This is a genomic window from Rhodococcus sp. DK176 (genome assembly GCF_038447315.2).
Classification (GTDB): Bacteria; Actinomycetota; Actinomycetes; order Mycobacteriales; family Mycobacteriaceae; genus Rhodococcus_F; species Rhodococcus_F jostii_A.
This window is the reverse complement of the sequence record NZ_CP118321.2, coordinates 6,472,462-6,487,058: the sequence shown is the minus strand read 5'-3', so window position 1 is coordinate 6,487,058 and position 14,597 is coordinate 6,472,462. Positions and strand designations below refer to the sequence as shown.

15 protein-coding genes are annotated in these 14,597 nt (G+C 67.1%); 5 read left to right on the top strand and 10 right to left on the bottom strand.

From position 1 onward, the window contains the following. Positions 1-106: 106 nt before the first annotated feature. Positions 107-2,014, bottom strand: coding sequence for a translational GTPase TypA (gene typA / locus PSR88_RS30160; RefSeq protein ID WP_009479182.1), 1,908 nt, complete (start codon positions 2,012-2,014; stop codon positions 107-109). Between the two features lie 333 nt (positions 2,015-2,347). Here typA and PSR88_RS30155 point away from each other — a divergent pair, with 333 nt between their 5' ends. Next, positions 2,348-2,524, top strand: a complete 177-nt coding sequence (locus tag PSR88_RS30155; protein WP_005253649.1) for a hypothetical protein — start codon at positions 2,348-2,350, stop codon at positions 2,522-2,524. A 2-nt stretch (positions 2,525-2,526) separates the two neighbouring features. Here PSR88_RS30155 and PSR88_RS30150 read toward each other — a convergent pair whose 3' ends face one another. Then, positions 2,527-2,907, bottom strand: a complete 381-nt coding sequence (locus PSR88_RS30150) for a (deoxy)nucleoside triphosphate pyrophosphohydrolase (protein WP_016883328.1) — start codon at positions 2,905-2,907, stop codon at positions 2,527-2,529. A 58-nt stretch (positions 2,908-2,965) separates the two neighbouring features. Between PSR88_RS30150 and PSR88_RS30145 the strand changes: the two genes are divergently transcribed. Then, positions 2,966-3,250, top strand: a complete 285-nt coding sequence (locus PSR88_RS30145; RefSeq protein WP_011598010.1) for a 4a-hydroxytetrahydrobiopterin dehydratase — start codon at positions 2,966-2,968, stop codon at positions 3,248-3,250. Here the strand turns inward: PSR88_RS30145 and PSR88_RS30140 are convergent. Continuing rightward, complete coding sequence (locus PSR88_RS30140) at positions 3,198-4,529, bottom strand: mannosyltransferase (protein ID WP_016883329.1); 1,332 nt, start codon at positions 4,527-4,529, stop codon at positions 3,198-3,200. The two genes, PSR88_RS30145 and PSR88_RS30140, sit on opposite strands and share 53 nt — an antisense overlap. Positions 4,530-4,847: 318 nt before the next feature. On the opposite strand from PSR88_RS30140, the gene PSR88_RS30135 reads away from it, so the two are divergent. Further along, entirely contained in the window at positions 4,848-5,630 is a 783-nt protein-coding gene (locus tag PSR88_RS30135) for a hypothetical protein (RefSeq protein WP_192815081.1), read from the top strand. A 109-nt stretch (positions 5,631-5,739) separates the two neighbouring features. After that, positions 5,740-6,090, top strand: coding sequence for a hypothetical protein (locus PSR88_RS30130; protein WP_009479177.1), 351 nt, complete (start codon positions 5,740-5,742; stop codon positions 6,088-6,090). A gap of 10 nt (positions 6,091-6,100) precedes the next feature. Here the strand turns inward: PSR88_RS30130 and PSR88_RS30125 are convergent, their stop codons facing one another. Beyond that, positions 6,101-6,571, bottom strand: a complete 471-nt coding sequence (locus tag PSR88_RS30125) for a MarR family winged helix-turn-helix transcriptional regulator (protein WP_016883330.1) — start codon at positions 6,569-6,571, stop codon at positions 6,101-6,103. A 325-nt stretch (positions 6,572-6,896) separates the two neighbouring features. Here PSR88_RS30125 and PSR88_RS30120 point away from each other — a divergent pair, with 325 nt between their 5' ends. Then, complete coding sequence (locus PSR88_RS30120; RefSeq protein ID WP_011598006.1) at positions 6,897-7,400, top strand: nuclear transport factor 2 family protein; 504 nt, start codon at positions 6,897-6,899, stop codon at positions 7,398-7,400. Between the two features lie 4 nt (positions 7,401-7,404). Here PSR88_RS30120 and PSR88_RS30115 read toward each other — a convergent pair whose 3' ends face one another. From PSR88_RS30115 to PSR88_RS30090, 6 genes are all read right to left on the bottom strand, one after another. Further along, entirely contained in the window at positions 7,405-8,139 is a 735-nt protein-coding gene (locus tag PSR88_RS30115; protein ID WP_016883331.1) for a DUF1906 domain-containing protein, read from the bottom strand. 165 nt (positions 8,140-8,304) lie between these two features. Further along, positions 8,305-9,924 carry an NADH-quinone oxidoreductase subunit NuoN gene (nuoN, locus tag PSR88_RS30110; protein WP_016883332.1) on the bottom strand — a complete coding sequence of 540 codons (1,620 nt, stop codon included), beginning with the start codon at positions 9,922-9,924 and terminating at the stop codon, positions 8,305-8,307. After that, positions 9,921-11,492 (bottom strand): NADH-quinone oxidoreductase subunit M, encoded by a 1,572-nt coding sequence (locus PSR88_RS30105; protein ID WP_192815082.1) that lies wholly within the window; start codon positions 11,490-11,492, stop codon positions 9,921-9,923. Before PSR88_RS30105 ends, nuoN begins: the two co-directional genes overlap by 4 nt. Beyond that, on the bottom strand, positions 11,489-13,411 hold the full coding sequence (gene nuoL, locus PSR88_RS30100; RefSeq protein WP_016883334.1) for an NADH-quinone oxidoreductase subunit L: 1,923 nt from the start codon (positions 13,409-13,411) through the stop codon (positions 11,489-11,491). Before nuoL ends, PSR88_RS30105 begins: the two co-directional genes overlap by 4 nt. 72 nt (positions 13,412-13,483) lie before the next feature. Beyond that, complete coding sequence (gene nuoK, locus PSR88_RS30095) at positions 13,484-13,783, bottom strand: NADH-quinone oxidoreductase subunit NuoK (RefSeq protein ID WP_005239116.1); 300 nt, start codon at positions 13,781-13,783, stop codon at positions 13,484-13,486. Then, positions 13,780-14,589, bottom strand: coding sequence for an NADH-quinone oxidoreductase subunit J (locus PSR88_RS30090; RefSeq protein WP_085990446.1), 810 nt, complete (start codon positions 14,587-14,589; stop codon positions 13,780-13,782). Before PSR88_RS30090 ends, nuoK begins: the two co-directional genes overlap by 4 nt. Positions 14,590-14,597: the final 8 nt, after the last annotated feature.

Below are 14,597 nucleotides of genomic sequence, written 5' to 3'. Positions count from 1 at the left end.
AGAGATACCGGAAGGCTCCGGAAACCCACGAGCGAATGTACCTTCGGCCGACGATCGACCGAAGGTACATTCGCCCGGTTGTGTATGACGTGGTCGGACGTGCCGACTACAGGGCCGCCTTGTCGCGGGCCTTGGAGCGTGAACGCTCACGGGCACGGTCGGTGGCCGACAGGTGCACCTTGCGCACGCGCACGACCTCCGGGGTGACCTCCACGCACTCGTCGCCGGCGCAGAACTCCATCGCGCCTTCGAGCTCGAGCTTGATGGGCTTGGCGAGGGTCTCCATCACGTCGGCGGAGGACTGACGCATGTTGGTCAGCTTCTTCTCGCGGGTGACGTTGATGTCGAGGTCCTCCTGGCGCGGGTTGATGCCCACGACCATGCCCTCGTAGGTGTCGGCGCCGGGCTCGACGAAGAACGTTCCGCGATCGGCGAGCTGGATCATCGCGAACGGGGTGACCGAACCGGTGCGGTCCGAGACGAGCGAGCCGGTGTGGCGGGCGCGGATCTCGCCGGCCCACGGCGCGTAGCCGTGGAACACGGCGTTCGCGATGCCGGTGCCGCGGGTCTCGGTGAGGAAGTCGGTGCGGAAGCCGATCAGGCCGCGCGACGGGACGATGAACTCCATCCGGACCCACCCCGCGCCGTGGTTGGCCATCTGCACCATCTTGCCCTTGCGGTTGGCGAGGAGCTGGGTGATGGCGCCGAGGTACTCCTCGGGGCTGTCGATGGTGAGCTCTTCGAAGGGCTCGTGCACCTTGCCGTCGACCTGACGGGTGACCACCTGCGGCTTGCCGACGGTCAGCTCGAAGCCCTCGCGGCGCATCTGCTCGACCAGGATGGCGAGCGCGAGCTCACCACGGCCCTGAACCTCCCAGGCGTCGGGGCGACCGATGTCGAGGACCTTGAGCGAGACGTTGCCGACGAGTTCCTGGTCGAGACGCGACTTCACCATGCGGGCGGTCAGCTTGTGTCCGCTGACCCGGCCGACGAGCGGCGAGGTGTTGGTGCCGATGGTCACCGAGATGGCGGGCTGGTCGACGGTGATCCGCGGCAGCGGGACCGGGTTCTCCAGGTCGGCGAGGGTGTCGCCGATCATGATGTCGGGGAAACCGGCGACGGCGACGATGTCACCGGCGACGGCCTTCTCGGCGGGCTGACGCTCGACGCCCTTGGTGGCGAGCAGTTCGGTGATCTTGGCCTTGGTGACGACGGGCTCGCCGTCCACCTCGCGACACCAGGAGACGGTCTGGCCCTTGGTCAGCTCGCCGTTGTGGATACGGACCAGCGCGAGGCGGCCGAGGAACGCGGAGGCGTCGAGGTTCGTGACGTGAGCCTGCAGCGGCGCGTCGACGTTGCCCTTGGGTGCGGGCACGTAGTTGAGGAGCACCTCGAACAGGGCGTCGAGGTTCTCGGCGTCCGGTGCGTGACCGTTCTCGGGCTGAACCTTGGACGCCTTGCCCTCGCGGCCGGAGGCGTACAGGACCGGGAGGTCGAGGGCGAGCTCGGCGGCTTCCGCGGCCTCGTCGTCGAGGTCGGACGCCAGGTCGAGCAGCAGGTCGTGGCTCTCGGAGACGACCTCTTCGATGCGGGCGTCGGGACGGTCGGTCTTGTTGACCACGAGGATGACGGGCAGCGACGCGGCGAGCGCCTTGCGCAGCACGAAGCGGGTCTGCGGCAGCGGGCCCTCGGACGCGTCGACGAGCAGGACGACACCGTCGACCATGGACAGGCCGCGCTCGACCTCGCCACCGAAGTCGGCGTGACCGGGGGTGTCGATGACGTTGATGACCGTGACGCTGCCGTCGGCGTGATGCTTGTGGACGGCGGTGTTCTTCGCGAGGATGGTGATGCCCTTCTCGCGTTCGAGGTCGCCGGAGTCCATGACGCGATCGACCAGTTCGGCGCGCTCCTCGAATGCCCCCGACTGACGCAACATGGCGTCGACGAGAGTGGTCTTGCCGTGGTCGACGTGTGCGACGATGGCAACGTTACGGAAGCTGGTGATGGTCACGCGGTGGCTCTCCTGGCTGAGTTGATTCGGCCACGCGAAAGTTCCCTCGCACGGCTTTCTGGCGGCCGCCTTGTCATCTCGATTCAGAATCCTCGTCGAGGCGATGGTAAATCGCCCAGTGCAGGCATCGCGGCCACGTGAATACTACCCGCCCGAGCGGCTACTTCGCGCATCGCCGGCTGCGGGAGCCCTGCCCGACCAGCGTAAAGTGATCTGCGCCACGTCGAATTCGCCCTGTCTCGCGCGTGGGTCGGGGCCGAAAGCTGAGGGGAAGCTAACCTGGGTGGAGCCGGTGATACCGGTGTTCCCCGTAGTAGGAAGGCCGAGCCGCGTATGGGCAAGGTGAAGGCCAGCAAGGTCTCGGGTCTCAAGCCGAAGAAGAAGTGCTGCCGCAGCAAGACGCGCTGCATCAAGTGCCCGGTGGTCATCATGCGCATGAAGAAACTCGAGAACGAGGGCGCGTCCAAGAAGGAACTGAAGAAGGGGCTCAAGAAGGCCCGCGCGGCCTGAGGTCAGCCCCAACCGTTCAGGTGCAGCCGTAGGTCCGGCACCCACCCGCGGTCGTTGCCGACGAGGTCGATCTCCCCCAGTTCCCGTCCGTCCACCCACCGCAGTTCCGCGTGGTCGAGCGCGACGGGTGTTCCCGACACCAGTTCCACCCGGTACGCGCGGAGCACCCGGCCGTCGGGTAGCGGCACGTCGTCGCCGATCCGGTCGCCGCCCGACACCTCGATCCCGAGTTCTTCCCGCAGTTCGCGGCGCAGCGCGTCCTCGGCGGTCTCCCCCGGCTCCGCCTTGCCGCCGGGCAGCTCCCACAGTCCCGCGAGTTCCGGGGGCCGCGTCCGCTGCGCGAGCAACAGCCGGCCGTCGACGATGATCGCGGCCGCCACCACCTCTCCGGCGTGGTCGACAGGCCTTGCACGTTCCACTGGCACCGCACCATCATGGGGTATGGCCGAGTTGCTGTCAGACGGAGAGATCGACACCGCGCTCGCAGAACTGCCCGGGTGGCGGCGGGCGGGTGATTCCCTCGTCCGCACCGTCGAGTCGCCGACCTTCCCCGAAGCCGTCGAGCTGGTCCGGAAGGTCGCGGAGGCGGCGGAGGCCGCCAACCATCATCCGGACATCGACATCAGGTGGCGCAAGGTCACCTACACCCTGTCGACGCATTCCGCGGGCGGGCTCACGCAGTTGGATCTGGATCTTGCTGCGCAGATCGACTCACTGGCGGGCTGACCGGGGCGGCGGCCACGGCACGCTTCGTGCGGCGCCCGGCGTAGGCCACCCAGGCGTAGACACCGAACGCGCCGACCACGTCGACCGTGCCCAGCCACGCGAGTACCGCGGGCCGGGAGATCAGCCAGATCGAGTCCTGGAAGAAGCTGAGCACCCACGGCACGCCGATGAGGGTCGTGACGAGCCAGTACCCGGCGAGGATCCGGGTGCCCAGCATCGATCCGTGGGGGCCGTGCAGCAGCCAGATCAGCATCGGAATGACCCACACCCAGTGGTGTGACCACGAGATCGGTGAGACGAGCAGCCCCAGCAACTCGACGATGACGAGGGTGCCGAGCCGATCGTCCCGGGCGATCGCCCGCCAGGCCAGGGCGGCGAGGACCACCGTGACCGTCACGGCCAGCAGCCAGAGGGCGCCCGTCTCGACGTCGTACCCGAGCAGCCGCGACAACGCGCCGCGCAGGGACTGGTTCCACACCGAGCCGACCGGCCCGATGCGATCGGCGTCACCGAGCAGGTGGGTGAAGTACTCCCGCGCCTCCGAACCGATCAGGAGATAGCTGACTCCGACGGTCGCGGCGAACGCGACGCCCGAGAAGACCGCGGCCTTCCACCGGCGCTGCATCAGGAAGTAGAGGCCGGTGATCGCCGGGGTCAATTTGATCCCGGCGGCGAAACCGACGAGCGCACCGGACAGCCACCACCGGGAGCTGCGGACCGCGGTCATCACGAGCAGCGCGAGGAACACGTTGATCTGGCCGTAGTCCAGCGTGGTGCGCACCGGTTCCACCCACACCCCCACTGTGGTCCACAGCACCGCGACCGCCCGCCAGTGCGGGCTGCGCGCGGCGTCACCGAGCACCAGCCCGAGGCTCATGCGCGCCAGCGCGTACAGGGCGAGGATGGTGAGCAGTTGCCAGCCGACCCCGACCAGCGGGAACGGCAGGTAGTGCAGCGGAAAGAAGACCAGCGCGGCGAACGGCGGGTAGGTGAACGGCAGCGGAAAGTCCGGTGTCACTTCCGAATAGGTGAAGTCGTAGAGACTGCCACCGCGGAGCGCCTCGGAACCGTCGACGTAGACGTGCAGGTCGACGAGGTTCATCCCGTTGGGACTCAACAGCGTCCACGCCATGCGCCCGAGCACCGACAGCGCGAGAAGCACAGGCGCGCACCGCAACAGGCCGTGCAGGGCGGACGCTCCCCGGGACGACGTGGGAGAACGCTCGGATGACGGGTCGTCGGAGGCTGCTCCGTCGTCGGACGCTGCATGGTCGGACACAGTGTGGTGCTCTCCCCGTGAGGTGTGTAGATGTCTCAGCCGATCCCGAAACGGTCCCGCACAGCGTAGACGGCGCCCGCCGCGGGCCCCGAGGTGTCCGTAGCCGCGCGTAACAGTTGCATCACCAATCACACGAATCACACGTGCCACAAGCTATGGTCACCGGAAGATCACCGTCGGGGTCTGTATGCCATACACTCCCACCGGGATGCCGCAGCTATCGGTGAACGAACTCGTGAGCTGTACAACCCGGGGGCGCTGTACATAGAGTGACCCCCCGAGCCGTCAGACGTGGATTGAGTTGTCGTCCACGCTGTTATGACTAAGGATGGGGAGACCGTGCTTCGAACCCGAGGTATGCGCAGAGCAGTAACTGCTCTCGCTGTTGCCGCAGCAGCCGCTATGGCAGTGCCGGCCCAGGCGAATGCGCAGCCGACGCCGCCGCCCGTGCCCGAAGGCGTCCCTGTGGAGATGCTCGCCTCGTTCGCACCCGCGATCATCGGCGCAGCCGCTGGTACCGAAGACATCGCCGCAGGACCTCAGGACGCGATCCTGGACCAGGCCCGCATCCTCCTCGAGTCCCCCGGCATCCCGCCGGAGCTCAAGTCCACTCTCGAGCGCGTCATCACGTTCCTCGACGGCAGCGGCGGCGGCGGCCCCGAGATCCCGCAGGAGAACGCACCCGTCATCGCGCAGTTCCTCTACCCGACCATCGGCAAGGGCTGCATCGGAGAGGGCGCCGACTCCGTGGGCACCGCACTCGCGGTCCCCGGTCCGGCCCAGCTGCCCCCGCCCGGACCCAAGGCAGGTCAGGCCGGTTTCGTGTTCACCGCCCTCGGAACCAGTTCCGTTGCCGCCGAACAGCCCGAGCCGCTGACCGTGACGTGGATCAACCTGGACAACCAGCGCCGCGCCACCCAGAACCTCACCAACGAGGCCAAGATCAACCCCGACGGACCGGCAACCCTGTCGGCGATCGCGGACACCGGCCCCGGCCGCGTCCTCGCAGTCGTGTCGGGTGGACTGACCACGCAGAAAGAGGGCGCCGCGCCGATCACGTGCAGCTTCCTCCCTACGGTCGGCATGTTCCAGGTCGCGTAACTCTTCACAGCTGACGAGCGAAGGGCCCTCCGGAAGATCCGGAAGGCCCTTCACTCATGTCTGCACCGCTTCTCTGTTTGCCGACGGCACCACCGTGGTAGACCGAGGAATGCCCTCGACGCATCACACACCAGATCACTCACTGCGATCGCGACACGCCCGGCGTTCGATACTGTCGATCCGTTCGGAGGGGTCGATTCTCTCGATCGGCTCCGCCTACTCGATCCTGTCCATCGGGAGTGTCGGCTCGGTGCTCTCGATCGGGTCGGTCGGGTCGGCGGGCTCGGCACTGAGCACCGCCTCGTTCGCCAGCCTCGGGTCTGCGCTGTCGGGACTGTCGCGGTGGTCCCTGATGTCCTGGAAGGGGTGGCACGACTCGCCGCCGGAACACCCTCACCTCACAGTCATCGCCGAGGAACCGGACCTCGCCCGGGACGCGACCGCGCACGTCCAGTCCTGACGATGTCAGATCAGGGCGTCCGCCCGGTGCGCGGCCAGGAGTTGCCGTCGTACTTCTCGATTTCGCCGTTGAACTTCGTCAGCAACCGGCGCAGCTCGCCCCGGTCGTGGTCGCTCCACTCGGCGATGATGCGCTCGACGCCTTTTCGGCCCAGCGCCCGGTCGGCGTGAAGCTGTTCGAGCCCCAGCGCGGTGGCCTCGACCTTGCGGGCCATTCCCCCGTCCGGGTCGGGGACGCGTTCGACGAGGCCACGCTTCAGCAAGGCGCCGATCTGCCGGTTGATCGTCGAGATGTCGAGCCGGAAGGCTTCGGCGAGCTGTTTCAGGCTGAGTGGATGTTCCAGTTCCAGGCGCCCGAGGAGGAGGTAGGCGGAACGGTCGAGTTGGAATCCCGCCCGTTGCGCATGGGCGTGATAGCGCGACAGCAATGTCAATTCGTTCTCGACAGCAGCCGCCACCTCGTCACGTTCGGACACCGACACCTCCAGTAGTTACCGTCATTCTGCCCGAGGCATTATTGTGCACCATACACAAGATGTGTAGTGTGCACATCCCGATCAGGATCCGTTCACGAACAGCGCGGTATAGAGGACCGAGGCGACGGTGTACACGAAATTGACGAGCAGCTCCATGGGAAAACCTCCAGGTTCCAGAGTGAAAAGAGTGACAACAGGTAATCGGAGTTGCGCCGAGGAGCGTTTCACGCCGTCCCACCCACCGGAAAATGCCCCACCCACGAACTGAAACGTGTTCTTATTTCCGGAGGCGCTCACACTCGGGTGCCGGGCGAGAGAAGGGGATGCACACATGCCGTGGAGTCGTGCCGAGCTCGAAGAGGCCTTCGCGCACTACCAGCGAACCGTCAGCCGCTGCGTCGAACTCGGAGACTGGAACGGCTTCGCCGACCTCTTCACGGAAGACGCCACGTACGTCGAGCACGCCTTCGGAGACTTCGACGGACGCGAGGCCATTCGGAAATGGGTCACGCGCACCATGTCGGCCTTCCCCGGAAGCCGGATGACCGCATTCCCGGCGAACTGGTACGTGATCGACGAGGACCGCGGATGGGTCATCTGCGAGATCGACAACCCCATGGAGGATCCCGGCGACGGTTCGGAGCACGCCGCAGCGAACATCACGATCCTGCACTACGCCGGCGACAACCTGTGGTCACGCGAGGAAGACGCGTACAACCCGATGAATTTCCTCGCCGCGGCCAAGAAGTGGTGCCGCGCAGCGGAAGCCGCCGGCACACTACCCGACGACGCCCGGGAATGGCTCACCCGGATGGGCGGGCAACCGGCGGCCTAGCCGGTCACCACTGGCCATAGTCGGGCTCGAGGATGTCATTGAGATCGATGCCGACCCCGTCGACGCTGCTCGCGTCGATCTCGTACTGGTGCAGGTGCGCCGACGGGTGAACATACCCCTCGGGGGTGCCCCAGTCGTGCTGCCAGTACCACGACCCGAGCCCGGCGAGCACCGCCAGATCCAGCGTCTTCGAGTTGGCGTAGATGCCGGTGTTCGCCTTGCCGACCACCGACTCCCACCCGGCGAGGTACGGGGCGATCATGGTGAGGAAATCGGCCGGCGTGGGATTGTCGTCGATGGACGCATAGATAGGTCGATCCTCGGAACCGCCTGCGGCGAGATGCAATTCGAGCCCGCGCTCCGCGTGCCGCTTACCCGCCTCGAGACCGCCACGCCAATCGGCCGTCGGCCCCTTGCCGAACTGATAGCACGAGACGACCGACAGTCCCGCGTCGAGCAACGCCTGCGCCTCGTCGGCGAGCATCGGCTTGCCTTCCATCCACTCGGCGCCGGGACGGCGGTCGGACACGTAGCGGATGGCACCGGCATAACCGGCCTCGAGGATGGCGTCCGCCGACGGCACCCCACCGGCGTAATCGATCAGGATGCCGAGACTGTCCGCCTTCGCGACGGCGACCGAGGACGTGGTGGACGTGAGCGCCGCGATCCCGGCCACGGCGGATCCCGCTGCCGCGTACCGGAACAGGTCTCTCCGAGAAATCTGCACTGTGGCCCCCATATCCGATCGGTCGCGCTCCGGCGTGTCTCCGACATTCACTTTCGCTCAGTCGGTATGTTGTCCGGTTTGCATTCCACCACACTCACACGGGTCCCGCCAGCCACTTGGACGACATCCGTCACATCGGACACTCGTGACCCGCGCCGAACCGGGCGGCGCAACGCGTCAGCGGAAGAACACCGCAGCCTGGTCCGCCAGATCGAGTGCCCCCTGCGGCAGGATTCCGAGCACCACCGTCACCACCACACCGACCGCGATGGCCGCGGCGGTGAACATGCTGGGCACCACGATCGTCGGGGCGTCGCTCTGCGGCTCCGAGAAGAACATCAGGACGATGACGCGGACGTAGAAAAACGCCGCGATCGCGCTGCTGACGACACCGACGAGGACGAGCGGAACGGCACCGCCCTCGATGGCGGCCTGGAAGACCGCGAACTTGCTGACGAACCCACTCGTCAGCGGGATTCCGGCGAATGCGAGCAGGAACAGTGCAAAGACCCCGCCGACCAGTGGCGAACGCCGCCCCAGCCCCGCCCAGCGCGACAGGTCCGTCGCCTCGCCCCGGCTGTCCCGCACCAGGGTGACGACGGCGAATGCGCCGAGCGTGCTGAATCCGTACGCCAGGAGGTAGAACATCGTGGACGACAGACCCGCCCGGTTGGCCGCGATCAGACCGGTGAGGATGAACCCGGCGTGCGCGACCGACGAGTACGCGAGCATCCGCTTGACGTCGTTCTGCGTGACCGCCATGACCGCACCGACCACCATGGTGAGGATGGCGACGCCCCACATCACGGGCCGCCAGTCCGCGCGCAGGTCGGGCAGAGCCACGTAGAAGATGCGCAGCATCGCACCGACAGCCGCGACCTTGGTGGCCGCCGCCATGAAGGCGGTGATCGGAGTGGGCGCACCCTGATAGACGTCGGGAATCCACGAGTGGAACGGGACGGCGCCGATCTTGAACAACAAGCCCACCGACAGGAGCGCGGTACCGATCAGCGCCAGCGTCTTGTCGTCGGTGCCCCGGGCGAGCGCGTCCGCGATCCGCGGCAACTCGACGGTGCCCGCGTAGCCGTACAGCAACGCCACACCGAACAGGAAGAACGCCGACGAGAACGCCCCGAGCAGAAAGTATTTGAGGGCCGCCTCCTGCGACAGGAGACGGCGACGCCGCGCCAGCCCGCACAGCAGGTACAGCGGCAGCGAGAGCACTTCGAGTGCCACGAACATGGTGAGGAGATCGTTGGACGCCGGGAACAGGAGCATCCCGCCGACCGCGAACAGGGCGAGGGGAAAGACCTCGGTATGCCCGGGGGCGTTCTTGGTGGCCTCCCGTTCGGCGACGCTGCCGGGGACGGCGAACGCCTGCGGGGTGAAGGCGTCGGTTCCGCCTTCCGGCTCGGCGGTCGCGGCCGTGACCTCCGCGGTCGCCACTCGGACCCCACTGTCGACGCTCCGCTCGGCGATCAGCAGGATCGCGGGTATCGAGATCAGCAGGATCGTTCCCTGGAGGAACAGCGTCGGACCGTCGACGGCCACCGCGCCCGCGACGGTGGAGGCGCGGGTCCCGGCGAGCATGACGACGGCCACGAACGCGGCGGTGAGTCCTCCGAGCGCGAGGACGAGATGGCTCGAGTAGCGGCCACGCCGGGGCAGGAACGCCTCGACGAGCACACCGGCGACAGCCACGCCGAACACGATCAACATGGGTGCCAGCTGACCGTATTCGATGTCCGGCGCGCGCAGCGTCGTGGACTGGGCGAGTACGAATTCGGAGGTACTCATCGGTGTGTGCCTCCCTGTGGGTCCTGCCCGGCGACGGTAGGTGCAGGATCGTGCTGACCGACGGTGACGAGGACGTGGCTCACCGCGGGGGTGATGACATCCAGCACGGGTTTGGGGTAGACGCCGAGGACGAGCAGCAGGGCGATCAGCGGCGCCACGACCGCGATCTCACGGCGCACGAGGTCGCGGACGGTCTCGTTGCCCTCCTTCAGCGGCCCGGTCATCATCCGCTGGTAGAGCCACAGCACGTAGATCGCGGCGAGGACGAGCGCGAAAGTCGCGACCACGGCGGCGATCTGGTAGCGCGAGAACGTGCCGACCAGGACGAGGAACTCGCTGATGAACGGTGCCAGGCCCGGCAGCGACAGCGTCGCGAGGCCCGCCACGAGGAACGTCCCTGCCATCACCGGCGCGACCTTCTGCACGCCGCCGTAGTCGGCGATGAGGCGGGTGCCGCGCCGCGACACCAGGAACCCGGCGATCAGGAACAGCGCCGCGGTCGAGATGCCGTGGTTGACCATGTACAGCGTCGAACCGGCCTGTCCCTGGCTCGTCATGGCGAAGATGCCGAGAATGATGAACCCGAAGTGCGAGATCGACGTGTAGGCGATCAGTCGCATCACGTCGGTCTGACCGATGGCCAGTACCGCGCCGTAGATGATTCCGATCACCGCCAGCACCGTGACGAACGGCGCGAAGTACGCGGACGCCTCGGGGAACATCTGAAGGCAGTACCGCAGCATGCCGAACGTCCCGACCTTGTCGACGACGGCCATCATGAGCACCGCGCTCGCAGGGGTGGCTTCCACCGCGGCGCCCGGCAGCCACGTGTGGAACGGCCACAACGGCGCCTTGACCGCGAACGCGAACATGAAACCGAGGAACAGTGCCTTCAGCACGCCGGGGTCCGCGTCCAGCCCTTCGGCGACGATCACCCGGAAGTCGAAGGTGCCGCCGCCGAAGGCGTCCTGGCGCGCCGTCACCACGTACACCCCGATGACCGCGGCCAGCATGATCAGGCCGCCGAACAGGTTGTAGAGCAGGAACTTCACCGCGGCGTACGTCCTCCCCACCCCGCCGAATCCTCCGATCAGGAAGTACATCGGGATGAGCATGGCCTCGAAGAAGATGTAGAAGAGCAGGACGTCGAGGGCGGTGAACGACACGATCACCATCGCCTCGACCATCAGCGTCAGCGCCACGTACGTGTGTGCCATCCGCCGCTGCCCGTAGTCGGGTGCGGTGTCACCGTCGTTCCACCCCGCCAGCAGCAGCAGCGGCACCAGAATGGTGGTGAGGAGCACCAGGACGAGCGCGATGCCGTCCAGGCCCAGGATGTACCGGGTGCCGAACGCCGGGATCCACGCGTGGGATTCCACGAACTGGTACTGCTCGCCGGTCGGATCGAACCGGATCGCCAGCACGACGGCCAGGCACAGCACCACCACGGACACGCCCACGGCGACGGATTTCGCGAGCGCGCGCTTGTGGACGGGCAATGCCAGGACCACACCGGCGCCGACGAGTGGCAGCACCCAGAGGGCGGTCAGCCACGGGAAGCCGCTCACCACAGCCTCACCAGCATCGTGGCGACCAGAAGGGCCGCCCCCGCGAACATGAACAGCGCGTACGACCGGACGAACCCGGTCTGCAGACGCCGCACCCGCATCGACGTTCCGCCGACGAGCGCGGCGAACCCGTTGACGGCACCGTCGACTCCGCTTCCGTCGACGGTGACGAGTGTTCGCGTCAGTTCCTGCCCGGGACGCATCAGCGCCGCCTCGTTGAACGCGTCGCCGTACAGGTCCTTCCTGGCCGCGACAGTGAACGCGGTGACGTCGGCCGGCGCGACCTCGGGGATCGGCTGCCGGGCGTACTGCCGGTAGGCCACCGCGACTCCCGCGAGCACCACCACCAGCGTGAGTGCGGTGATCGCCCACACGGGCAGGACGGGCTCGCCGTGGTGGGCGCCGACCACCGGTTCCAGCCAGTGCTGCAGGGAGGAGCCGACGGCGAGTAGGGCGCCGGCGGCGACCGAGCCCACCGCCAGCAGGATCATCGGCACCGTCATCACCCCTGGCGATTCGTGTGGGTCGGCGACGGGAACATCCCCCTTCCCCTCGCCCGCCCCGGAAGCCCACCGCGGTTGTCCGAAGAAGGTCATCAGCATCACCCTGGTCATGTAGAAGGCGGTGAGTCCCGCGCCGAGCAGCGTGACCGTTCCGAGGACGACGCCCTGAACGCCCTCGGCGGCGAACGCCGCTTCGATGATCTTGTCCTTGGAGAAGAAGCCGGAGAACGGCGGAATCCCGATGATGGCCAGGTATCCCAGCCCGAACGTGACGAACGTGATCGGCATGACGGTGCGCAGACCGCCGTAGCGGCGCATGTTCACCTCGTCGTTCATGCCGTGCATCACCGAGCCTGCGCCGAGGAACAGGCCGGCTTTGAAGAAGCCGTGGGTGAGCAGCAGCATGATCGCGAACGCGTATCCGGCCGGTCCCAGACCGGCGGCGAGCACCATGTACCCGATCTGGCTCATCGTGGATGCCGCCAGCGCCTTCTTGATGTCGTCTTTCGCGCAGCCGATGATCGCGCCGAACAGCAGGGTCACCGCACCGACGATCACGACGGCGAGCTGGGCATTCGGGGCCAGGTCGAAGATCGCGTTGGACCGGACGATCAGATACACACCCGCCGTGACCATCGTCGCGGCGTGGATGAGCGCCGACACCGGTGTCGGGCCCTCCATCGCGTCACCGAGCCAGGACTGCAACGGGACCTGCGCCGATTTGCCGCAGGCGGCGAGCAGCAGCGCGAGCCCGATCGCGGTGAGCACCCCCTCGCTCGCGGCGTCGGCACGCGTGAACACGTCGGCGAATTCGATCGAGCCGAAAGTCGAGAACATGATCATGATCGCGAGGACCAGGCCCATGTCGCCGACGCGGTTGACCACGAACGCCTTCTTCGCGGCCGCCGCCGCGGACGGCTTGTACTGCCAGAACCCGATGAGCAGGTACGAGGCGAGACCGACGCCCTCCCATCCGACGTACAGGCCCAGGAAGTTGTCGGCCAGCACCAGCAGCAGCATCGCCGCGAGGAACAGGTTGAGGTAGGCGAAGAATCGCCTACGCTCCGGATCGTGCGCCATGTAGCCGACCGAGTAGATGTGGATCAGCGAACCCACCCCGGTGATCAGCAGCACGAAGCACACGGACAGCTGGTCGAGTTGGAGACCGAAATCCACCTGGAGTTCGCCTACCGGCACCCAGCTGAACAGGGTCTGGTGCACGACCCGCTCGGCGGCGTCCCTGCCCAGCATGTCGACGAAGAAGACGACGCCGAGCGCGAAGGAGACCAATGCCGTCGCGCAGCCGAGGAGATGGCCCCACGCGTCGCTGCGGCGGCCCGCGAGCAGGAGCACGGCGGCGCCGAGGAGGGGCAGAACCGGCAGCAGCCACACGGCCGACGAGAGCGTTCCGCTCATGCCGCACCGCCGATCGGGGCGTCGTCGTCGGGCAAAGTCACCTTCTCGAGGATGTGCGTCATCGGGGACCCGTCAGTTCTTGAGGAGGTTGGCGTCGTCGACGGAAGCCGAACGGCGGGAACGGAATATGGTCATGATGATCGCCAGACCGACGACGACCTCGGCGGCCGCGACGACCATCGTGAAGAACGCGAAGACCTGGCCGTCGAGGTTGCCGTGCATCCGGGCGAACGTCACGAACGCCAGGTTCGAGGCGTTGAGCATCAGTTCGATGCACATGAACACGATGATCGCGTTGCGCCGGATCAGCACCCCGGCTGCGCCGATCGTGAACAGCAGCGCCGACAGGTAGAGGTAGTTCTCGGGGTTCATCGCCGATCCCCCTCATCGGTCACACCGGGGTCGGGGGTCGCGACGTCCGCGGTGCCCAGCGCCCGAGCGGGCAGGCTCGGCCGCCGTTCGAGCGACCGGCTGACGGACAGCTCGGAGAACGTGCCGTCGGGCAGCAACGCCGGTATGTCGACCGCGTTGTGCCGCGCGTACACACCCGGACTGGGCAGCGGCGTGACCCGGGCCCCCTCCCGGACGCGGTCCTGGGACAGCTCGCGCTGGTCCTTCCGCCGCTCGAAACGCTCCCGGTGGGCCAGCACCATCGCACCGATGGTCGCGGTGATCAGCAACGCACCGGTCAGTTCGAAAGCCCACACGTACCGGACGAACACGAGTTCGGCCAGCCCCTCGACGTTGCCCGCGGCGTTGGCCTGATCGAGACCGGTGAACGCGGAGACGGACGCGCTGCCGATGCCACCGATCAGCAGGAGACCGAATCCCAGCCCGGCCGCGATCGCGGCTACCCGCTGACCGCGGAGGTTCTCGACGAGGGATTCGGAGGAATCGACACCGATGAGCATGAGCACGAACAGGAACAGCATCATGACCGCGCCGGTGTACACCACGATCTGTACGACGCCGAGGAAGAGTGCGCCCTGGGCGATGTAGAACACGGCGAGGATGATCATGGTCGTCGCTAGGAAGATCGCCGAGTAGACGGCCTTGGTTGCGCTGACCACCCCGAGCGCGCCGATCACCGCCACGGTCGCGAGGACCCAGAACTGCACACCCTCGCCCGTCGAGGTCTGGGTGAAGGGTTCCGCGACCAGTTGGACCGCGGACGGCATCGTGTTCA

Bases quoted from the DNA above. Each gene is read 5' to 3' on its own strand.
- nuoL (WP_016883334.1), bottom strand. From the start codon at position 13,411: ATGAGCGGAACGCTCTCGTCGGCCGTGTGGCTGCTGCCGGTTCTGCCC.
- PSR88_RS30115 (WP_016883331.1), bottom strand. From the start codon at position 8,139: ATGGGGGCCACAGTGCAGATTTCTCGGAGAGACCTGTTCCGGTACGCG.
- PSR88_RS30120 (WP_011598006.1), top strand. From the start codon at position 6,897: ATGCCGTGGAGTCGTGCCGAGCTCGAAGAGGCCTTCGCGCACTACCAG.
- PSR88_RS30145 (WP_011598010.1), top strand. From the start codon at position 2,966: ATGGCCGAGTTGCTGTCAGACGGAGAGATCGACACCGCGCTCGCAGAA.
- nuoK (WP_005239116.1), bottom strand. From the start codon at position 13,783: ATGAACCCCGAGAACTACCTCTACCTGTCGGCGCTGCTGTTCACGATC.
- PSR88_RS30090 (WP_085990446.1), bottom strand. From the start codon at position 14,589: ATGCCGTCCGCGGTCCAACTGGTCGCGGAACCCTTCACCCAGACCTCG.
- PSR88_RS30155 (WP_005253649.1), top strand. From the start codon at position 2,348: ATGGGCAAGGTGAAGGCCAGCAAGGTCTCGGGTCTCAAGCCGAAGAAG.
- nuoN (WP_016883332.1), bottom strand. From the start codon at position 9,924: ATGAGTACCTCCGAATTCGTACTCGCCCAGTCCACGACGCTGCGCGCG.
- PSR88_RS30130 (WP_009479177.1), top strand. From the start codon at position 5,740: ATGCCCTCGACGCATCACACACCAGATCACTCACTGCGATCGCGACAC.
- PSR88_RS30135 (WP_192815081.1), top strand. From the start codon at position 4,848: ATGACTAAGGATGGGGAGACCGTGCTTCGAACCCGAGGTATGCGCAGA.